The organism is Streptomyces sp. WMMB 714 (assembly GCF_900090125.1).
Taxonomy (GTDB): Bacteria; Actinomycetota; Actinomycetes; order Streptomycetales; family Streptomycetaceae; genus Streptomyces; species Streptomyces daqingensis.
Map to the genome: position 1 here is coordinate 248,613 of NZ_FMHJ01000003.1, position 19,515 is coordinate 268,127.

16 protein-coding genes are annotated in these 19,515 nt (G+C 72.4%); 8 read left to right on the forward strand and 8 right to left on the reverse strand.

The window, feature by feature from the left end; all coding sequences use genetic code 11:
- Positions 1–131: 131 nt before the first annotated feature.
- From dnaG to H181DRAFT_RS06485, 4 genes are all read right to left on the reverse strand, one after another.
- Positions 132–2,057 carry a DNA primase gene (dnaG, locus tag H181DRAFT_RS06470; RefSeq protein ID WP_045863264.1) on the reverse strand — a complete coding sequence of 642 codons (1,926 nt, stop codon included), beginning with the start codon at positions 2,055–2,057 and terminating at the stop codon, positions 132–134.
- A 129-nt stretch (positions 2,058–2,186) separates the two neighbouring features.
- Entirely contained in the window at positions 2,187–3,518 is a 1,332-nt protein-coding gene (locus H181DRAFT_RS06475; protein WP_045863265.1) for an NAD(P)/FAD-dependent oxidoreductase, read from the reverse strand.
- A 181-nt stretch (positions 3,519–3,699) separates the two neighbouring features.
- Complete coding sequence (locus H181DRAFT_RS06480; RefSeq protein WP_254666752.1) at positions 3,700–4,980, reverse strand: deoxyguanosinetriphosphate triphosphohydrolase; 1,281 nt, start codon at positions 4,978–4,980, stop codon at positions 3,700–3,702.
- Positions 4,981–5,159: 179 nt separating this feature from the next.
- Positions 5,160–6,116 carry a sirohydrochlorin chelatase gene (locus H181DRAFT_RS06485; RefSeq protein ID WP_074467737.1) on the reverse strand — a complete coding sequence of 319 codons (957 nt, stop codon included), beginning with the start codon at positions 6,114–6,116 and terminating at the stop codon, positions 5,160–5,162.
- A 341-nt stretch (positions 6,117–6,457) separates the two neighbouring features.
- Between H181DRAFT_RS06485 and H181DRAFT_RS06490 the strand changes: the two genes are divergently transcribed.
- From H181DRAFT_RS06490 to H181DRAFT_RS06505, 4 genes are all read left to right on the forward strand, one after another.
- Positions 6,458–8,695 (forward strand): molybdopterin oxidoreductase family protein, encoded by a 2,238-nt coding sequence (locus tag H181DRAFT_RS06490; protein ID WP_045863506.1) that lies wholly within the window; start codon positions 6,458–6,460, stop codon positions 8,693–8,695.
- A gap of 104 nt (positions 8,696–8,799) precedes the next feature.
- Positions 8,800–9,543: a SanA/YdcF family protein gene (locus tag H181DRAFT_RS06495; protein ID WP_254666731.1), complete on the forward strand. Its 744-nt coding sequence runs from the start codon at positions 8,800–8,802 to the stop codon at positions 9,541–9,543.
- 74 nt (positions 9,544–9,617) lie between these two features.
- Entirely contained in the window at positions 9,618–10,370 is a 753-nt protein-coding gene (locus H181DRAFT_RS06500; protein ID WP_045863267.1) for an SAM-dependent methyltransferase, read from the forward strand.
- A 175-nt stretch (positions 10,371–10,545) separates the two neighbouring features.
- Positions 10,546–10,956 (forward strand): VOC family protein, encoded by a 411-nt coding sequence (locus H181DRAFT_RS06505; protein ID WP_045863268.1) that lies wholly within the window; start codon positions 10,546–10,548, stop codon positions 10,954–10,956.
- 102 nt (positions 10,957–11,058) lie between these two features.
- Here H181DRAFT_RS06505 and cutA read toward each other — a convergent pair whose 3' ends face one another.
- The gene (gene cutA / locus H181DRAFT_RS06510; protein WP_045863269.1) at positions 11,059–11,397 is read right to left on the reverse strand and encodes a divalent-cation tolerance protein CutA; all 339 of its coding nucleotides are present in this window, start codon (positions 11,395–11,397) and stop codon (positions 11,059–11,061) included.
- Between the two features lie 49 nt (positions 11,398–11,446).
- Entirely contained in the window at positions 11,447–12,943 is a 1,497-nt protein-coding gene (locus H181DRAFT_RS06515) for a short-chain fatty acid transporter (protein WP_074467764.1), read from the reverse strand.
- A gap of 285 nt (positions 12,944–13,228) precedes the next feature.
- Here H181DRAFT_RS06515 and H181DRAFT_RS06520 point away from each other — a divergent pair, with 285 nt between their 5' ends.
- Positions 13,229–13,624: a VOC family protein gene (locus H181DRAFT_RS06520; protein ID WP_045863270.1), complete on the forward strand. Its 396-nt coding sequence runs from the start codon at positions 13,229–13,231 to the stop codon at positions 13,622–13,624.
- 12 nt (positions 13,625–13,636) lie between these two features.
- Here H181DRAFT_RS06520 and H181DRAFT_RS06525 read toward each other — a convergent pair whose 3' ends face one another.
- Positions 13,637–14,332, reverse strand: coding sequence for a helix-turn-helix transcriptional regulator (locus H181DRAFT_RS06525; RefSeq protein ID WP_045863509.1), 696 nt, complete (start codon positions 14,330–14,332; stop codon positions 13,637–13,639).
- 241 nt (positions 14,333–14,573) lie between these two features.
- On the opposite strand from H181DRAFT_RS06525, the gene H181DRAFT_RS06530 reads away from it, so the two are divergent.
- From H181DRAFT_RS06530 to nirD, 3 genes are all read left to right on the forward strand, one after another.
- The gene (locus tag H181DRAFT_RS06530) at positions 14,574–15,884 is read left to right on the forward strand and encodes an NAD(P)/FAD-dependent oxidoreductase (protein WP_045863271.1); all 1,311 of its coding nucleotides are present in this window, start codon (positions 14,574–14,576) and stop codon (positions 15,882–15,884) included.
- Complete coding sequence (nirB, locus tag H181DRAFT_RS06535; RefSeq protein ID WP_045863272.1) at positions 15,884–18,562, forward strand: nitrite reductase large subunit NirB; 2,679 nt, start codon at positions 15,884–15,886, stop codon at positions 18,560–18,562. Before H181DRAFT_RS06530 ends, nirB begins: the two co-directional genes overlap by 1 nt.
- Positions 18,563–18,717: 155 nt before the next feature.
- Positions 18,718–19,029 (forward strand): nitrite reductase small subunit NirD, encoded by a 312-nt coding sequence (nirD, locus tag H181DRAFT_RS06540; RefSeq protein ID WP_045863510.1) that lies wholly within the window; start codon positions 18,718–18,720, stop codon positions 19,027–19,029.
- A gap of 44 nt (positions 19,030–19,073) precedes the next feature.
- Here the strand turns inward: nirD and H181DRAFT_RS06545 are convergent, their stop codons facing one another.
- Entirely contained in the window at positions 19,074–19,511 is a 438-nt protein-coding gene (locus H181DRAFT_RS06545) for a MarR family winged helix-turn-helix transcriptional regulator (protein ID WP_045863511.1), read from the reverse strand.
- Positions 19,512–19,515 lie beyond the last annotated feature (4 nt).

Genomic DNA, 19,515 nt, shown 5'->3' on the forward strand with positions numbered 1-19,515 from the left:
TCGTGCGCCCAGTTTTTGAGATGGACGGTGACCTGCCGGATACGCACCGCTACACCGCCGTGCTCCCCGCAGCCGCTCCACGGATCCCCCGGAGGGCTGCCGCGTGCCTGCTCACAGCGCTGCGGCACTCCTCAGAGGGCTGCGGCGCCGCGCTCCCGCAGGGCACGCCCGTACTGCTGGAGAGTCCAGATCTCCTGCCGTACCGACACGGCACGCTCGTCGTCCCGCTGCGCTTCCAGGCGGCGGGCGGTGCTCTCCAGGTCGGCGATACGGGAGTTGACCGCGGCGAGACGGACGGCGACGAGCTGCATTCCCGCGTACATCTCGTCCGGTTCGCGTCCGCGTGCGCTGCGCAGCGGCTCCACGACGAGTTCGTTGACGAGGGAGCGCACGGTGTCGTCGGGAGCGGCGGCCCGCACCCGCCCGATGAACTCGGCGTCCGCGCTGCTCACTCCGCCGGCAGCCTCGACGGCCCTGCGGACAACCGCGTACGGGGGTGCCGTGAACTCGTCGGCGCCGTAGGCGTCGAACGCGGGAGCCACCAGCTCCGGCCGCTGCAGGGCGAGTTTGAGCAGCTCCCGCTCCACGCGGTGCGCCGGGCTGCGCAGGTTGAGGGCGGGCCCGCCGGGCCCTGAGGGGCGGGCCGCCGCCTCGGGCGGAGCCGCAGCGGACGTCTGAGCGGCTGCCGGCGCCGGGGAGCTGCGTCCCCGCGAGGCCGGCGCGGCGTGCCGGCGGCGGGCGAGCTGACCGAGGCGGCGCACCACGAACTGCGTGTCGAGAATGCCGATCAGGCCCGCGAGGCGCACCGCGTACTCGTGCTGGATCGAGGGGTCCTTGATCTGCGCGACGACGGGTGCGGCCTGTTCGAGAGCCGCCGAGCGGCCTTCCGCCGTGTCGAGGTTGTGCTGGTCGACGATCGAGCGGATCGCGAACTCGAAGAGCGGCGACCGGCTCTCGACCACCTTGGCGACCGCCTCGTCGCCCTCCGCGAGCCGCAGTTCGCACGGGTCCATGCCCTCGGGCGTGATCGCGATGGACGTGCGGGCCGCGAACTTCTGGTCGTCCTCGAAGGCGCGCAGAGCGGCCTTCTGCCCCGCCGCGTCGCCGTCGAAGGTGAAGACGACCTCCGACTGGGAGTTGTCCATCAGCAGCCGCCGGAGGATCTTGATGTGCCCCTCGCCGAAGGACGTGCCGCTGGTGGCGACGGCCGTGGTGACACCCGCCAGGTGGCAGGCCATGACGTCCGTGTAGCCCTCGACGACGACGGCGCGGTTGCCCTTGGCGATGTCCCTCTTCGCGAGGTCGATGCCGTAGAGGACCTGCGACTTGTGGTAGATCGGCGTCTCGGGGGTGTTGAGGTACTTGGGGCCGTTGTCGTCCTCGCGCAACTTGCGGGCGCCGAACCCGACGACGTCGCCGGTGATGTCCCTGATGGGCCACATCAGCCTGCCGCGGAACCGGTCGATCGGACGGCCGTTGCGGGCCTCCTGGGCCAGGCCGGAGAGGATCAGCTCCTTGTCGGAGAAGCCCTTGCCGCGCAGGAAGCGCACCAGGTGGTCCCAGCCGGCCGGCGAGTATCCCACGCCGAAGTGCTCGGCCGCCTCCCGGCCGAATCCGCGCTCGTCGAGGAAGCGGCGGCCGATCTCCGCCTCCTGGCCCTGCAGTTGCTCCGCGTAGAACTGGGCGGCGACCTTGTGCGCCTCGACCAGGCGTGTGCGCTCGCCCTGCTGGGAGGCCCGCCCGTACCCGCCCTCCTCGTACCGCAGGGTGATGCCGGCCTGGGCTGCCAGCCGCTCGACGGCCTCGGAGAAGGAGAGGTGGTCGACCTTCATCACGAAGTCGAGGGTGTCCCCGCCTTCCTGGCAGCCGAAGCAGTGGAAGACGCCCTTGCTCGAACTCACGTGGAACGAGGGCGACTTCTCGTCGTGAAAGGGGCACAGGCCCTTGAGGTTCCCGCCGCCGGCGGGGCGCAGCTGAAGGTATTCGGAGACGACGGCGTCGATCGGGACCGCGTCCCGAACCGCCCGCACGTCCTCGTCATTGATCCTTCCGGCCACCAGGGAATTGTACGGCCGGCGGCCGACACCGGTCCGCGGCGGGAGCCGTCGCGGAGCCGGCCGCGTCCGACCGGGTCCCACCGGGTCCCACCGGGTCCGACTGCGCACGCCCTGCGCCCGGCCGCGGGCTCAGGGCTTCCCGGCGCCTTCGGCCGGGCCGGTGAGCGAGGACAGCGGTACGGCCGGGTCGGCGAGGGCCTCCGGGTCGACGCGCAGACCCGAGCGGATCAGCTCCTGCAGCGGAGCGGCGACGTCCCAGATGTTCACGTTCATGCCGGCCAGCACGCGCCCGTCCCGCAGCCAGAACGCGATGAACTCCCGCTTCGCCATGTCACCCCGGCACACCACCTGGTCGTACGTGCCGGGAGGCGCGTAACCGGAGTACTCCATGCCCACGTCGTACTGGTCGGAGAAGAAGTAGGGCACCCGGTCGTAGCCGACGTCCCTGCCGAGCATCGAACGAGCGGCGGCGGGACCGCTGTTGAGGGCGTTCGCCCAGTGCTCGACCCGCAGGGGCCTCCGCTCCGCCGCGCCGTCCTCCCCGCCCGCGACCACGTCAGCGGCCCAGGGGGCCGACTCGTACGTCACCGCGGCGACGTCGCCGGCGGCGTAGATGTCCGGGTCGGAGGTGCGCAGCGCGGCGTCCACGGCGATGCCCCCGCCCGGGCCGGGCGCCAGCTCCAGCCCCGCCGACTCGGCCAGGGCGGTGCGCGGCGCGGCGCCGACAGCGGCCAGCACGTCGTGTGCGGGGTGCTCGTCGGCGTCGTCCGTCCGCACGCCGTGCACCATCCCGTCCTGTCCGACGATCTCCGTGAGACGGGCACCGAAGTGGAACCGCACGCCGTGCTCCTGGTGCAGATCGGCGAAGACCGCACCCATCTCGGGGCCGATGGCACTGTGCAGCGGCGTGGCCTCCGGTTCGACGACGGTGACCTCGGCGCCGTACGAACGTGCGGCCGCGGCGACTTCGAGCCCGATCCACCCGGCTCCCGCGATGACGAGATGGCCGTTCTCCTGTCCGAGCGCCGCGAGCCTCCCCCGGAGCCGGTCCGCGTGGGCGAGCCTGCGCAGGTGGTGGACGCCGGCGAGGCCGGTGCCGGGTACCTCCAGCCGGCGGGGCTCAGCTCCGGTCGCGAGCAGCAGGGAGTCGTACTGCACGCGCGTGCCGTCGCCCAGTCGCAGGCTCTTTCCGGCCCGGTCGAGACCGACGACTGTCTGCCCGAGGTGGAGTTCGATGTCCGCGCCCGCGTACCAGGCCGGAGCGTGCACGAAGACGCTGTTCCGGTCGTCGGAACCGGTGAGATAGCCCTTCGAGAGCGGCGGACGCTCGTAGGGGTGATCACGCTCGTCGCCGATCAGGATCACCCGGCCGGTGAACCCTTCCGCTCGCAGGGCCGCAGCCGCCTTCGAACCGGCAAGCCCTCCACCGACGATGACGAACGTCCGGTGTGCGTCGACCACTTGGATCCTCCTCGCTGACCCCCCGACAGATAACGTCCTGAGTGAGCGTCCCGCATCGGACGTGCAGCGGGAAGAGGCCCCGGACGGCGGCGTGGCGCGGCACCTGGTGGCACCTGCCGTTTCTGCCTGTGCGCGCCGCCGGCCGAGCGCTCCTTTGCCCGCATCCCTCCCGCCCCCGGTCCTACTGGTCGCGGGTCAGACGCGCGTGCAGTGAACGGGCCGAGACATCGGTCAGTGCGGCGATCTGGTCGACGACCACGCGCAGGCGTGCCGTGTCACTGTCGGCGTCCCCGAACAGTGCACGGAACTGCGGGTCGAGGCCGTCGGGCGCACGGGCGATCAGTGCCGTGGCGAGCTCGTTCAGCACGACGCGCTGGTCGGCCCGCAGACGTTCCAGATCGGGACGCTGCAGCACGTAGCAGTCGGCGACCGCCTTGAGCACCGCGCACTCCAGCCGGACGGCACGGGGGACGACGAGTTCCGCCGCGTAGCGGGTCAGCCTCCCCGTCCCGTAGGCGGCCCGGGTCGCGCCCTCGGCGGCGAGGCAGAACCGGCCGATCAGCTGGCTCGTCGCGTCCTTGAGCCTGGCCTGTGCGACGGCCGATCCGTCGTAGCCGTGCGGCCACCACTCCTGCTCCAGCAACCTGTCCAGGGCCTCGGCCAGTTCACCGTGACCGGCGTCGGGGGCGTAGCGGGCCGCCGCGACGGCGAATACCTCGCGCCTCTCGGGCTCGGCCAGCAGCATGTTGGGGTCCAGGTGACCGGCGTGCAGTCCGTCCTCCACGTCGTGGACGGAGTACGCGACGTCGTCCGACCAGTCCATGACCTGCGCCTCGAAGCACTTGCGCTCCGCCGGTGCGCCTTCGCGGAACCACTGGAAGACCGGCAGGTCGTCCGGGTAGACGCCGAACTTGGGCGACGAGGGGTCGGTGGGGTGGCCGCCGCGCGTCCACGGGTACTTCGTCGCCGCGTCCAGTGCCGCCCGGGTGAGGTTGAGGCCCACGGGGACGGGCTGCGGGACGCTTCCCGGGTCGTCCTCGGGGCCGGGCCCGGCCTCCAGGAATCGCTTGGGTTCGAGCCGCGCGAGCAGCCGCAGGGACTGCGCGTTCCCCTCGAACCCTCCGCACGGCTCGGCGATCTCGCTGAGCACGCGTTCGCCGTTGTGCCCGAACGGCGGATGACCCAGGTCGTGCGCCAGGCACGCGGTCTCCACCAGGTCGGGGTCGCACCCCAGCGCCGCTCCCAACTCGCGTCCCACCTGGGCGCATTCGAGGGAGTGGGTGAGCCGGGTGCGGGGGCTCGCGTCCCATGCCTGAGCGCTGGACCCGGGGGCCACCACCTGGGTCTTGCCCGCCAGCCGGCGCAGCGCGGCGGAGTGCAGCACCCGTGCACGGTCACGCTGGAAGGCGGTGCGCCCCGGCCGTTTGTCGGGTTCCGGCGCCCAGCGTTCGATGTCGGACATCGTGTAGGGGCCGGTGCCGCCGCCGGGGGCTTCTGCTTCGTACGTGCCGTGCATACGCCGACCGTAACGGCACCAGGGCGCTGCGGCCCTATGAGCGTATGAGCGGAACCACTGGGGACGCTCCGACCACCGGGGCCGCCACCGCTCTGTCTCCGCAGGCCGGGGCGGCGTCCCACCGTTCACTCCGCGGGTGCCACGGCGCCGGCCGGAGCGGACCGGGTGCCGTGCGGAGCCCGGGAGAGCACGCGTCCGGCAGAGTCGGCGGGGAGCGCCGCACGCGCCTCGTCGTAGCGGTGCAGTACGAGCCTCACCAGCGCGGGGTGGTCGCCGATCGGCGCGGAGCTGATCCAGCCGGACCGGGACGCGCACGCGGCGGCGAAGTGCCCCGGAGCGACGAAGCACGACGCGACGGCGACCCGCGAGTGCCCGCCCGCCCGCAGCGCCCGTACGGCCTCGCCCACCGAGGGACGCGCGGCGGAGGCGTACGCCGCGACCACGGGCACGTCGCCGCCGAGGCGCCGGCGCAGCTGCCACGCGGTGCGCTCGGTGGCCTCGGCAGCGGCGGGACAGCGGGAGCCCGCCGCGGCCAGTACGACGGCGAGCCGCTCCGGGCCGCACGGGGAGAGACGGTCGTGCCGCCGTGCACCCCGGCTGGCGTCGGCCGCCGTGCCCGGCCATCCCGCCTCCAGCAGCCTGTCGTACAGGGCGGCCGCCAGCAGCGGATGGGGACCGAGCGGCTGTGCGGCACGCGCGCCGACGTGGGGCGCGTCCGCCAGCACCCGCGGAAGGTCGTGGTCGACGTGGTGCCCGCGTCCGAAGAGCAACGGCACGACGACGGCCGGCTGCCCCGCGGGGAGAGCCGCGAGTACGCCGGAGAGCGACGGTTCGTTCAGCTCGATGTACCCGGGGACGACGCGCAGTTCCGGACGCATCGCGCGTACGGAAGCGAGCAGCGCCTCGACAGTGCGTGCCGCCTCGGGGTCACGGGAGCCGTGGACGGCGGCCACCAGGACCGGGACGCCGGACGGCGGCTCCGGCGTGACTCGCGGCTGGTGGGGTGCGCGGACGGACAGGAGCTGCGTGCGGAGCTGCGCGGTGAGACGGGCCATGAGCTGCGCCGAACTGTCGAGCGTCATGACGCCGCCGTGCGGGCGGGGGCGGGAAAGGGACGTGGTTCCAGGAGCGACACCGTCATGGCTGGAGTCTGGCCACGGGGTGTTGCCGTGGCGTTGCCTCCGTCGCCACATCTCGTTGCGTCCGGCTCACACCGGGCACCTCACCGGCGGGCGGAGGACGCGCTGAGGGCTGGTTGCCCGGTGCGTAACGCGGGCGGAGGCCGCACGTAACAGACGCACACGACGCTGAGCCCATGCACGTGACCTCCGCAGACGTCCCCACGGCAGCCGGTGCCGGGACCGGGACCAAGACCGGGACCGGGACCGAAACGCACTGCCCGTACTGCGCGCTCCAGTGCGGCATGTCCCTCCGCCCCGTTCCGGCCGGTTCCCCGGCGCGGGAGGACGAGAGCGGAGCCGCCGGAGGCACGGGGGCGGGGCCCGGCACGCACGCGGCGGGGGCGCCCGTCGAGGTCGTCGAACGGCCCGGCTTCCCCGTGAACCGCGGCGCCCTGTGCGGTAAGGGCCGGACAGCGCATGCCCTCCTGAAGCCCGGTGTGCGACTGACCGAGCCGCTCGTGCGCAGTGCCTCCTCCGGGCTTCTGGAGCCCGCCACATGGGAGGAGGCCCTCGACGCGACCGCTTCGGCGCTGGAGCGCGTGCGCAGGGCACGGGGCAGCGACGCGGTGGGCGTCTTCGGGGGCGGCGGGCTCACCAACGAGAAGGCGTACTCCCTGGGCAAGTTCGCCCGGCTGGTGCTGGGCACCTCCCAGATCGACTACAACGGACGCTTCTGCATGTCCTCCGCGGCGGCGGCCGCGACCAGGGCGTTCGGGCTCGACCGGGGCCTGCCCTTCCCCCTCTCGGACGTCGCGCGTACAGGCTGCGTCGTGCTCGTCGGCTCGAACATGGCGGAGACCATGCCGCCCGCCCTGCGGTATCTGACCGAACTGAAGGAGAACGGCGGCAGATTGATCGTCGTCGATCCGCGGCGGACCCGTACCGCGCAGCAGGCTGACCTCCATCTCGCTCTCCGCCCGGGCACCGATCTGGCGCTGGCGCTCGGCTTGCTCCACCTGGTCGTCGCCGAGGGCAGGCTGGACGAGGAGTTCATCAGCACGCGTACCAGCGGCTGGGAGGAGGCGCGTCGCACAGCGATGGCGCACTGGCCGGAACAGGTCGAGCGCGTCACCGGTGTCCCCGTCCCGGAGCTGCGCGAGGCAGTCCGGTTGTTCAGCGACGCGGACAGCGCGATGGTGCTCACTGCCCGCGGCCCGGAACAGCAGTCGAAGGGCACCGACACGGTCAGTGCGTGGATCAACCTGTGCCTGGCCACAGGCCGCGCCGGGCGGCCACTGTCCGGATACGGCTGCCTGACGGGACAGGGCAACGGCCAGGGCGGGCGGGAACACGGGCAGAAGGCCGACCAGTTGCCCGGCTACCGCAAGCTGGACGACCCTGCGGACCGTGCACACGTGGCGCGGGTGTGGGGCGTCGACCCCGGCGTGCTCCCCCGTCCCGGACGCAGCGCGTACGAGCTGCTGGACGCGCTCGGCGGCGATGTCCGTGCGCTGCTGCTGATGGGGTCGAACCCCGCCGTCTCCGCACCGCGCGCCGCGCACGTGGAGGAACGGCTGCGTGCACTGGACTTCCTCGCCGTGTGCGACGTGGTCCTCTCGGAGACCGCTCAGCTCGCCGACGTCGTCCTGCCGGTCACGCAGTGGGCGGAGGAGACGGGCACCACGACCAGCCTGGAGGGCCGCGTTCTGCTGCGCCGCAAAGCGTGCGAGCCGCAGGCGGGCGTCCGCAGCGACCTGGAGGTGCTCAACGGGCTGGCCGCACGCCTCGGTTGGGAGAAGGGCTTCCCGTCCGAGGCGGAAGAGGTCTTCGGCGAGCTGTGCCGCGCCTCAGCGGGCGGTCCCGCCGACTACTCGGGCATCACCTACGCCCGCCTGGCGGAGGAGGACGGCGTCTTCTGGCCTTGCCCGCAAGAGCCGGACCCCCACCGCCGCGGCGGCCACAGGATCGAGGGCACCGGAACCGGCCTCCAGGGCCGGGCCCGGACCCGCCGGTCCGACGCGGGAGACGGTGAGTCCGACACGGGAGACGGTGAGCGCGGCCCAGCGGACGTACGTCATCCCGGCACGCCCCGGCTCTTCCTCGACCGTTTCGCCACACCGGACGGCCGGGCCCGCTTCTTCGCCGCACTCCACCGCCCGGCAGCGGAGGAGACGGACGCGCAGTACCCGCTGCTCCTGACGACCGGCCGGGTGCTGGCCCAGTACCAGTCGGGTGCACAGACGCGCCGGGTGCCCGAACTCAATAGCGCCGCTCCCGGTCCTTTCGTCGAACTGCATCCGCAACTGGCCGGACAACTGGGCGTCTTGGACGGAGACCGGGTCGCGGTGGTCTCCCGGCGTGGACGCGCGGTGGCACCGGCACGCGTCACACGGGACATCCGACCGGACACCGTCTTCATGCCGTTCCACTGGCACGGCGAAGGCCGGGCCAACACGCTCACCAATCCCGCGCTCGATCCGGCCTCGCGGATGCCGGAGTTCAAGGTGTGCGCGGTGCGGTTGGAAACAGCGGCCCCGTGATCTTCCCCGGGAGGCTGTGAACCTGCCGGCGGTCAGCCGGCGTGTGAGGGGCCGCCCGTAGCCGGAGCGCAACCGTGCGGCGGTGTCCCGGCGTCGCAGCAGTCATGCCCGAGGGAACGCCCGACCGCGACCGAGTCGCACTGCGTGGACGCACGGACAGACGCGGAGTCAGACACTGGATCGTTCGCCGGCGCACTGTGCAGGCGCTGATGCTGTGCTGCGCTCTCGCCCTGCTGCCCAGCACGTGGCTGCACGTCTCCACCGACGCCCCGGACACGGACGTGTCACACGCGCCCCGCGCTCCCGTGGCGCTCGTCTTCGGCGCCGGACTCTGGGACGGGGAGCCCTCGCCGTATCTCGCGCACAGACTCGACAGCGCCGTCGAACTGTACGAGCGCGGCAAGGTCCGGGCAGTGCTCGTCTCGGGCGACAACAGCCGCGAGGAGTACGACGAGCCGGACGCGATGCGCCGATATCTCTCGGCGCGCGGTGTGCCCGCCGACCGCATCGTGGCCGACTACGCGGGATTCGACACGTGGGACTCGTGCACGCGTGCGGCCCGCGTCTTCGGAGTCAGGAAAGCACTGCTGGTGAGCCAGGACTTCCACATCCGGCGTGCCGTCGCCCTGTGCGCCGCGGCGGGGATCGATCCGTACGGCGTCGCGGTGCCGGAACCGCGCGACGCCACCTGGTACGCGGGCGGAGTTCGCGAGATTCCGAGCGCCGCGAAGGCCGCCTTCGACGCCGCGCTGACGCCCGATCCGCACTTCCTCGGCCCGCACGAGCCCGGCGTGGAGCGGGCGTTGGCCGACGCAAGCCGTGCGGAGCCGAGCAGCGGCGGTCGGTGACACGGCGGGCAGCGGGTTGCAGGCACGCCGAAATTCACGCGACGCGCGGCATCGCCCCCGACAGACTGCACGCCATGGACCGTCGGCAACTCAGCACTCTCGCCCACCAGAACCACCCCATCGCTGCCCCGCTCAGCGACACGACAGTGCAACGCGTCCTGGACCGTGCCCTGCCGCGCGGGGACGAGCGGTTGCTCGACCTCGGGTGCGGCGAAGGTGCATGGCTGGTCCGCGCACTGTCCGGACGTCCCGAGGCACAGGCCGACGGCGTCGACCTCTCACCGTCCGCACTCGCCAGGGCCCGCGAAGCCTCCGCTGCTGCTGCGCTCGGGGACCGGCTGGTGCTGCACGAGCAGGACGCCGCACAGTTCACGGCGCAGCGCCGCTTCGACCTGGTTCTCTGCGTGGGCTCCACGCACGCGCTCGGAGGTCTGCTGCCCGCTCTCGAGTCCGCGCGGGAGCACCTCGCCGCGGACGGCTGCGTCCTCGTCGGCGAGGGCTTCTGGGAGACGGGGCCCACCCCCGCGGCGCTCGCCGCGCTCGACGCCTCTCCCGAGGAGTTCGACGATCTCGCCACGACAGTCGACCGTGTCACAGCAGCCGGGTGGACGCCTGTGTACGGGCACGTCAGTACGGCCGGGGAGTGGGACGACTACGAGTGGTCGTGGACGGGTTCGCTCTCCCGCTGGGCCCTTGACCACCCCGGCGACCCCGGAAGCTCCACAGCACACGAGACGGCGGCAGCGCACCGGGACGGCTGGCTGCGCGGCTACAGGGGCGTACTCGGCTTCGTCACGCTGCTGCTGCTGCGTACCCCGGGGTCCTGAGAGGCATCGGGAGGCGCCGGAGCGGCAGCGCGCGGGAATCCCCGGTTCTCCGGCCGGACCGATGAGTTACCGCCCGCGTCCCGGTCTCACTTCACAGCAGATGAACCTCGAAGCACGGCGATCGGGGCCCATCCGGCAGAAGAACGGCGTCACTCGAGAGAAAGGCATACCAGCCATGTCGACGAAGATCTTCGTGAACCTCCCGGTGCAGGACCTCGCGAAGTCCAGGGACTTCTTCACGCAGCTCGGCTACTCCTTCGACCCGCAGTTCAGCGACGACAACGCCATCTGCCTCGTGATCAGTGACGACATCTTCGCCATGCTGCTCCTGGAGCCCTTCTTCAAGTCGTTCACGAAGAAGGAGGTCGCCGACGCGCGGACGAGCACGGAGACGATGATCGCGCTCAGCGCCGAATCGAGAGCCGAGGTGGACGAGCAGGCGGACAAGGCGCTCGCCGCGGGCGGCCGCCCCGCCGGGGACCCGCAGGACTACGGGTTCATGTACTCGCGGAGCTTCTACGACCTCGACGAGCACCACTGGGAGGTCGTGTGGATGGACCTCGAAGCCGCGGCGCAGCAGAGCTGAGGCGCCCCGGCGGGGAGGCCCGCGGCGGCGGGGAGGCGCCGGAACATCCGCGGCAGCGGTACTGCCGGAACGCCCGCCGGAACGGGACGTCCGCCCCCGCGGTCACGTACCGGGGGCGGACGTCTCCTCCACGACCCACGCCAGGTAGTCGGCGCCGCCGCGCACCACGCGCGTCGCGATGATCTCGGGCACGTCGTAGTCGTGCGCCTGGCGGATGTACGCCTCCAGGTCGTCGTAGCGGGCCTCGCCCGTCTTGAACAGCACCTGCCACTCGGGATCGCTCTGCACCTCGCCCTCCCACCGGTAGACGGAGGTGACGGGCGCACTGATCTGCGCGCACGCGGCCACGCGCTGCCGGATCGCGCCGGCGGCGAGTTCGCGTGCCTTCGCCTCGTCGTCGGTCGTGGTCAGCACGGTCAGGATGCGGGCTTCGTCGCTCATGGACACACCCTGGCATGTGCGCGTGGGCGGCATCTCCCGTCCGTCCGCCTCACGGGAAGGGCAGCGTCCCCGCGAAGACGGTCACGACCACGAGGACCGCCGGGAAGCAGGCCAGGAACATCGCGAACGTGTATCCCATGATGTCCCGCGCCTTCAGTCCCAGGATCGCCAGCGTCGGCAGCATCCAGAACGGCTGCAGCAGGTTCGCCGACGCCTCGCCCAGGTCGTAGACGACGACCATCCACCCCTGGTTGACGTGCAGTTGGTTCGCCGCGTCGATCACGTAGGGCGCTTCGATGACCCACTTGCTGCCGCCGCTGGGCACGAAGACGCCCAGTACGGCCGAGTACACCGCGATGAGCGGCGCGAAGAGCACCTCGTTGGAGACGCTGACCAGCCAGCTCGCCACCTGCTTCGAGACCCCGGTGAACGCGATCATGCCGAAGATCCCGCCGTAGAGCGGGAACTGGAGCAGCACACCGGACGCTGCGGGAGCGCCGCGCCGGACCGCGTCCACCATCCGTATGGGACGCCAGTGGAGGCACAGCGCGAGCAGCAGCAGGATCAGGTTGACGGTGTTCAGGTCGAGCGCCGCGACCGGGTTCCCCTCCGCGGAGGCGAAGTGCCGCACGAGGTACCAGAGTCCGAGCAGCCCGATCAGGACGGTGAAGACGGGGCTGCTCTCCAGCCAGTCCCCCGGCCTCGACCGCCGCACCTCCTGCGCGTGTTCGTCCACGAGGGGACGCAGCTCGATGCCGAGGTCCTGTGCGGTCTTCGCGCGTGCGGGCGTCGGGGCGAGGAACCAGGCCATGGCCAGTGCGACGACGAAGACGACGGCTGTCGCGGTGAGGCTCTGCCAGGTGAAGATCGTGTCGGTGAGCGGTATGACCTTCTCCCCGTCCCGTCCTTCAGCGATGACGTCCTGCACGGGCGCGGGGCTGGAGACGGTGCTCGCCACCTGGAGGGCCGCCGAACCGGACAGCCCCTGTGCCCAGACCGTCCCGAGCCCCAGGAACGCCATGGCGCCCACCGCCCTGTAGTCGACGCCGCGGACGACGCGGGCGATCTCCTTGGCCAGGATGGCGGTGAACACGAGGCTGAACGCCCAGTTGAGGTAGGAGCTGACCATCGCGACACCGGCGGTGAAGGCGATGGCGGCCCGTGGTGACTTCGGGATACGGGCCAGCCGCGTGATCAGCCGCGCCACGGGGGCGGAGACCGCGACCGCGTACCCCCCGATGATGATCATCGCCATCTGCAGGGTGAACTCGATCAGCGACCAGAAGCCCTTGCCCCACGCGTCGACGAGGGCAGTGGGACGCTCCCCCGTCGACAGCCCCAGCGCGAAGATCAGGAACGTGCCGACGAGTACGAACCCGAAAGCGTCCGGGAGCCACTTTTCAGTGAAGGCGGTGAAGCGCAGCGCCGTCCTCGCGAGGAGCGTCTCGTCCTGGCTCCCCGCGTCCCCGCCCCGGCCCGGGTCCTTCCCGTGGTCCGCTTCCGCCTCCTGCCCCGTGCCCGGGCCGGTGTCCGCATTGCTGGCCATGTCCACCTCGCTCGCTCTCCGTGCCGCCGGTTCCCGCAGGGCTGCGCCTTACGGCCCTGCCTGTCCGGCTCGTGCGGCGAATAGTGGCGAGCAGTAGGCCGGAAGGGAAGAGTCCGCCTGCCGTCGGGACCCGCAACGTTGCACAACCGGAAGCAACCTGGAGGCGGAGACCACTGCGCAGGCCACAGCTGTGGTGCTGCTGCCCATTGCGGCGCATCCCGCCCACGGGCCACCGCGTCCGATTCGTTCAAGACCGGAGGCACGGGGCGGCCTAGCGTGAGGGGCATGACTCCACGCTTCGACCTCATCGGCATCGTCACGGCGGACATGGCCGCCTCCCTCGCCTTCTACCGCCGGCTCGGCCTGGAGATCCCGGCCGAAGCAGACGGCCTGCCGCACGTCGAGGCGGCGCTGCCGGGCGGGCTGCGCATCGCCTGGGACACCGACGAGACGATCCGCTCCTTCAACTCCAACTGGCAGCCCGGGCCCCGCGGCAGCGGCCGCCTCGGCCTCGCGTTCCTCTGCGACTCCCCGGCCGACGTCGACGGGCAGTACGCCGCTCTGACCGGAGCGGGCCACGAAGGGCGCAAGGCGCCCTGGGACGCCGAATGGGGCCAGCGGTACGCCGTGGTGGCGGACCCCGACGGCAACGAGGTCGACCTCTTCGCACGGCTCTCCTGACGCCCGCCCCGGCTACCTGTCGCGCAGGCTCAGCAGCCGGGCGGGCGGCATCCCGGCCAGCGCCCTGAACTCACGCGAGAGATGGGCCTGGTCGGCGTAGCCCGACGCCGCAGCGACCTCCCCAAGGGGCATGGCGCTGTCCGCCATACCGAGGGCGCGCTGCAGCCTCAGCACTCGGGCCAGCGTCTTGGGTCCGTAACCGAAGGCGTCCCGGCAGCGGCGGTGCAGCTGCCGCTCGCTCAGCCCCGCGGTGCGTGCGACGTCCGCCACGCCCCGGCCGCGCGCGAGCAGTTCGACGACGGCCGGGGGCAACGGTCCGGCCGTCGAACTCTGCCGCAGCCTGTCGCGCGAGACGAGCTCCAGCGCGCGTCCCGGCGCCGATGCAGCGGCGACCCGCTCCTCGAGCGACCGCACGGCACGTTCGGGCCACAACGCGTCGAGGGGCACGCGCTGATCGCGCAGTTCGTACGCGGGCAGGCCGAAGACCGCCGGCCCGGTACCGGGCGCGAACCTCAGTCCGGTGATGCGGGAGAGGCTCCGGGGCGAGTGGACGTGCGCCCGCGTGTCAGGCCCCGCGACGACGAGCGCGCCGTCCCACCACAGCAGGTCCATGCAGCCGTCGGGCAGTACGCGGCCCTCGCCGTCAGGCGCGCCGCGGTACGTCCACACGACAGCGCCCGGCAGCTGCGAGCGCCACTCCTCGTACATGGCTTCAGGATGCCGTACCCGGAGGAGGCGCTGCCCGACGTTCCGTTCCGGCATCGGCTCAGTGAGTACGGCTCCGCAGGAACGGCGAACGCGGCTGCGGCGGCTGCGGCCGGACAGAGGCCCGGCACTCGTCCGGACAGAGCGACGCTCACAGAGCCCCCGGCCGTGCGATGAGCACAGCGTTCCGCCGGGGAAACAGCCGTGATGCGGAGGGGTAACAGCCGCACAGGACGCTCACTCCATGACCTTCCGGCAGCGCGTGGTGGTGATCGGCAGCGGCATGGCCGGTGCGCGTATCGCACAGCAGCTCGACCCTCGCTTCGATCTCACCGTCGTCGGCGAGGAGCCCCACATCCCCTACAACAGGGTGCTGCTCGCGGAAGTGCTCGGCGGGCAGTACGGACCGGAGGTCATCGCACTCCCCACACGTGCGGCGGTCCGCTGGATGCACGGAGTACGCGCTGTCCGTGTCGACCGGGCAGAGCGACGCGTCGTGTGCGACGAGGGCAGCGAACTGCCCTACGACGCCCTGGTACTGGCCACGGGCTCCGCCCCCGTGCTCCCGCCCCTGCGCGGCCTGTTCGGGCCCGGCGGAAACGAACTGCCGGAGGGAGTACGTGCGTTCAGGACCATGGAAGACTGCCTCGCCCTGCGCGGTGAAGTGCGGCCGGGGTCGAGTGCCGTGGTCGTCGGGGGCGGTCTGCTCGGCGTCTCCGCGGCCCGCGCGCTCGCCCGCCGAGGCGCCCGCGTCGTCCTGGCCCACCAGGGCGAGCGGCTCATGGAGCGGCAGCTCGACGCGGGCGCCGCCGCGCTGCTGGAGCAGCACCTGGAGCGGTGGGGCGTCGAGGTGCACACGCAGTGCCGCGTGCGCGGACTGCACGCGAAGCCGCACGGCCGGAGCAGGGCGCGCACCGTGCGCTCTGCCGAACTGTCCGACGGCTACCGCCTCGACGCGGACCGGGTGGTCCTCGCCTGCGGAGTACGTCCCCGCGTCGGCCTCGCCCGTGCCGGCGGGCTGGAGGTCGCCCGCGGAGTCGTGGTCGACGACCGGCTGCGCACGAGCGACCCGCGCATCTACGCCGTCGGTGACTGCGCAGAGCATCGGGGCGTCCTGTACGGCCTCGCCGGACCGGCACAGGACCAGGCGGACACCGCCGCCCGCGTGATCGGCGCCGCGCTCACCGGGTCACGCGGCCGCGGGGACGGCGCCCTCCCCGAGTACCACGGCACGCGCGCTCCGACCCGGCTCACGCTCGGCGGCGTACGGGAGGGACCGGCGGCCGGACCGGACGGGCCGGCTCATCCGCCGCTCGATCTGGCGGCGTTCGGCGAGCCGGAGCCCGGCGAGGACGACGACGTCGTCCACCTCGCGGACGCCACGCGCGGGATCTACCGGAAGGCCGTCGTCCGTGACGACCGGCTCGTCGGCGCCGTCCTCCTCGGCGACCTCAGCGCGGTCGGCACCCTCACCCGCACCTGGGAGGACGACGGAGCGCTGCCCGCCGAATCCCTGCTGCACCTGCTCACCCCGCTCCCGACGGAGGCCCGCTGATGACGCTGCCGACGACACCGGTACCGCCCGCGCCCGCCCCGGCCAGGCCCACGATCGTGCTGGTCGGCCACGGGATGGCCGGGCAGCGGTTCCTGGAGGCACTGGCCGAGCGGGGCACCACCCGGCGCGCACGGGTGGTCGTCCTCTGCGAGGAGCCGCGCCCCGCCTACGACCGCGTCCGCCTCACCTCGTACTTCTCCGGCACGACGCCTGCCGAACTGGCCCTGGCCGACGAGCGGTTCTTCACCCGCCACGGCATCGAACTGCACCTCGGCGATCCGGCGGCCGGAATCGACCTGGCGCGGCGGACGGTCACCTCCCGGTCGGGCGGCACCCTCGCCTACGACGCCCTGGTCATGGCCACGGGCTCGTTCCCGTTCCTTCCTCCGGTTCCCGGCCGGGACAGCACGGGGTGCTTCGTCTACCGCACCATCGAGGACGTCCTCGCCATCGAGGAGTACGCCGCGAGCCCGTGCCGCACGGGCGCGGTCGTCGGCGGCGGACTGCTGGGGCTGGAGGCGGCCGGAGCGCTGCGCGGCCTCGGACTGGACACCCGCGTCGTCGAGTTCAGCGACCGCCTGATGGCACTCCAGGTCGACGCGGGCGGCGGACGAGTGCTGCGCCGCACGGTCGAACAGACGGGCCTCCGCGTGCACACAGCCGTGGCCGCCGAGCGGATAGTCGCTGACGAGCACGGCGTGGTGAAGTCGATGGCGCTGTCCGACGGTTCGCGCGTCGAGACCGATCTGGTGGTCTTCGCCGCCGGAGTACGGCCCCGCGACCAGCTCGCCCGCGCATGCGGACTGTCCGTGGGCGAGAGAGGCGGCGTCACCGTCGACGCACGCTGCCGGACCAGCGATCCGTACGTCTTCGCCATCGGCGAATGCGCCAGGGCCGCCGACGGGAACGTCTACGGGCTGGTCGCACCCGGCTACGAGATGGCCGAGTGCGCCGCCGACGCGGTGGCGGAACGGTTCGCGGGGCACGGCCCGTCAGCGCCGGACGGCGCACCGCGCACGTTCAGCGGCGCGGACACCTCGACGAAGCTGAAACTCCTCGGTGTCGGCGTCGCCTCCTTCGGAGACGCGCACGGCACGGCGGAGGGCTCCATGGACGTCGTCTACTCGGACTCGCGCGCCGGCGTGTACAAGAAGCTCGTCGTCGCACCGGACGGGACGCTGCTCGGCGGTGTTCTCGTCGGCGACGCGGAAGAGTACGGAACGCTGCGTTCTCTCACCGGCTCGGTGCCGCCCGTACCGCCCGAGTCGCTGATCCTGCCCGCCGGCGCGGACGCCCCGGGGAGGGGCCTCGGCCCCGCAGCGCTGCCCGACGGCGCGATCGTCTGCAACTGTCACCACGTCGACAAGGGGTCTGTCCGGGCCGCCGTGAGCGACCTCGGCTGCACGGACGTGGCCGCCGTGAAGAAGTGCACCAAAGCGGGCACGGGCTGCGGCAGCTGCCTGAAGGTCCTCGGGCAGGTCGTCGACGCCGAACTGGAGGTCAACGGCGTCAGCGTCGACTCCGGCCTGTGCGGCTGTTTCGCCCGCACGCGCGCCGAGCTGTACGAGATCGTGCGGACGCTGCGGCTGACGACCTTCGGCGCGCTGCTCGACACGCACGGCCGCGAGGAGGCCCGCCAGGGCGACGGATGCGAGGTCTGCAAACCCGCGGTCGCCTCGATCATCGCCTCCCTGGCCCCGGCCATCGGCGCCGAGGGCCACGTCCTGGACGGGGAGCAGGCCGCGCTGCAGGACACCAACGACCACTTCCTCGCCAACCTCCAGCGCAACGGCTCGTATTCGGTCGTGCCCCGCGTGCCCGGCGGCGAGATCACGCCCGAGAAACTGATCACCGTGGGCGAGGTCGCACGCGACTACGGCCTCTACACGAAGATCACCGGCGGGCAGCGCATCGACATGTTCGGCGCACGCGTCGATCAGCTGCCCGGCATCTGGGCGCGCCTCGTCGAGGCGGGCTTCGAGTCCGGCCACGCGTACGGGAAGGCGCTGCGGACGGTCAAGTCCTGCGTGGGCAGCACCTGGTGCCGCTACGGCGTACAGGACAGCGTCCGCATGGCCGTCGAACTGGAGCTGCGCTACCGGGGCCTGCGCTCCCCGCACAAGCTCAAGTCCGCTGTCTCGGGGTGCGCGCGCGAGTGCGCCGAGGCGATGAGCAAGGACTTCGGAATCATCGCCACCGCGTCCGGCTGGAACCTCTACGTCGGCGGCAACGGGGGCGCGACGCCGCGCCACGCGGACCTGCTGGCGCAGGACCTGAGCGACAGCGAACTCGTACGCCTGACGGACCGCTTCCTGATGTTCTACATCCGCACCGCGGACCGGCTGGAGCGCACGTCCGCCTGGCTGGAGCGCATCGAGGGCGGACTCGGCCACGTCAGGGACGTCGTAGTGCACGATTCGCTCGGCCTGTGCGACGAGTTGGAGGCGCTGATGGCCGGCCACGTGGCGAGCTACGAGGACGAGTGGGCGGCGACCCTCGCCGACCCGGAGAAGCTCGCCCGGTTCGTCTCGTTCGTCAACGCACCGGGCGTGCCGGACCCGTCCGTCCAGTTCGTCACCGAACGCGAACAGGTCAAGCCGGACCTCACCCTGCTGTCCGGCCCCGACATCCCCGTACGCACCACTGACCCCGCACTCGAAGGGACAGCCGCACGATGACGCAGACCGCTCCCTGTGACACTCCGCACGCCGAGGCCGCTCCGTCACCCGGTGCCCGTCCCGCGCGCGGCGGGACAGCCGGCCGCGGCAGCGCAGCGGCCCGCCCGTCCCCTCGTACCGGGCCCGCGGACAGCGGCGCCGCGCCCCGTGTCGAGGTGCGCGACGGGCCCGGCTGGGCAGCGGTGTGCCCTCTCGACGTGCTCGTGCCCGGCCGGGGCGTCGCCGTGCTGCTGCCCAGCGGTACGCAGGCCGCCGTCTTCAGGGACCGCGCCGGGCACGTCCATGTGATCGGCAACCGCGATCCGTTCACCGGCGCGTACGTCCTCTCGCGGGGTCTGATCGGCTCCGCCGGCGGCATGCCGTTCGTGTCCTCGCCGCTGCTGAAACACCGCTTCGACCTGCGGACGGGGCGCTGCCTGGACGACCCGGCGACGTCCGTCCCGGTCTTCCGCTCCCGCACGCGCTGACTCCGGCGGCGCCGCTCCCCGCCTCTGGGCCGCCGCGGGAGCCCTCAGCCCCGCAGTTCCTCAGCCGCACCGGCGACCCGGGCGATGAGCCGCAGCAGGGTCTCCCGCTCCTCGCCGTCGAGCGGCGCGAGGAAGACCCGGTTCATCCGGTCGGTCCGGGTGACCAGCTTCCCGTGCACGCGCCTGCCCTGCTCGGTCAGCCTCAGCACGTTGCGGCGGCCGTCCGCCGGGTCGCGCACCCGCTCGACCAGCTCCCGCCCCGCCAGCCTGGCGACGATGTCCGCGATGGTGGAACGGTCCAGGTGCACGTGTTCGCTGAGGGTGCGCTGGTCCATGCCCGGCTTCTCCAGCAGCGCGTTCAACACGGCGAACTGCGGCGACGTGGTCTCCTCGGAGACCATCGCCCCCCACAGCAGCGAGTGCGCCTGCTGGAGCCGCCGGGCCAGATGCCCCGGGTGCGTGCTCAGATCGACCGCTGCCATCCGC

What these genes read in the sequence shown, in the direction of transcription:
- H181DRAFT_RS06480 (WP_254666752.1), bottom strand. Translation starts at nt 4,980, where the DNA reads ATGTCCGACATCGAACGCTGGGCGCCGGAACCCGACAAACGGCCGGGG.
- H181DRAFT_RS06485 (WP_074467737.1), bottom strand. Translation starts at nt 6,116, where the DNA reads ATGACGCTCGACAGTTCGGCGCAGCTCATGGCCCGTCTCACCGCGCAG.
- H181DRAFT_RS06490 (WP_045863506.1), top strand. Translation starts at nt 6,458, where the DNA reads ATGTCCCTCCGCCCCGTTCCGGCCGGTTCCCCGGCGCGGGAGGACGAG.
- H181DRAFT_RS06495 (WP_254666731.1), top strand. Translation starts at nt 8,800, where the DNA reads ATGCCCGAGGGAACGCCCGACCGCGACCGAGTCGCACTGCGTGGACGC.
- H181DRAFT_RS06500 (WP_045863267.1), top strand. Translation starts at nt 9,618, where the DNA reads ATGGACCGTCGGCAACTCAGCACTCTCGCCCACCAGAACCACCCCATC.
- H181DRAFT_RS06505 (WP_045863268.1), top strand. Translation starts at nt 10,546, where the DNA reads ATGTCGACGAAGATCTTCGTGAACCTCCCGGTGCAGGACCTCGCGAAG.
- cutA (WP_045863269.1), bottom strand. Translation starts at nt 11,397, where the DNA reads ATGAGCGACGAAGCCCGCATCCTGACCGTGCTGACCACGACCGACGAC.
- H181DRAFT_RS06515 (WP_074467764.1), bottom strand. Translation starts at nt 12,943, where the DNA reads ATGGCCAGCAATGCGGACACCGGCCCGGGCACGGGGCAGGAGGCGGAA.
- H181DRAFT_RS06520 (WP_045863270.1), top strand. Translation starts at nt 13,229, where the DNA reads ATGACTCCACGCTTCGACCTCATCGGCATCGTCACGGCGGACATGGCC.
- H181DRAFT_RS06525 (WP_045863509.1), bottom strand. Translation starts at nt 14,332, where the DNA reads ATGTACGAGGAGTGGCGCTCGCAGCTGCCGGGCGCTGTCGTGTGGACG.
- H181DRAFT_RS06530 (WP_045863271.1), top strand. Translation starts at nt 14,574, where the DNA reads ATGACCTTCCGGCAGCGCGTGGTGGTGATCGGCAGCGGCATGGCCGGT.
- nirB (WP_045863272.1), top strand. Translation starts at nt 15,884, where the DNA reads ATGACGCTGCCGACGACACCGGTACCGCCCGCGCCCGCCCCGGCCAGG.
- H181DRAFT_RS06545 (WP_045863511.1), bottom strand. Translation starts at nt 19,511, where the DNA reads ATGGCAGCGGTCGATCTGAGCACGCACCCGGGGCATCTGGCCCGGCGG.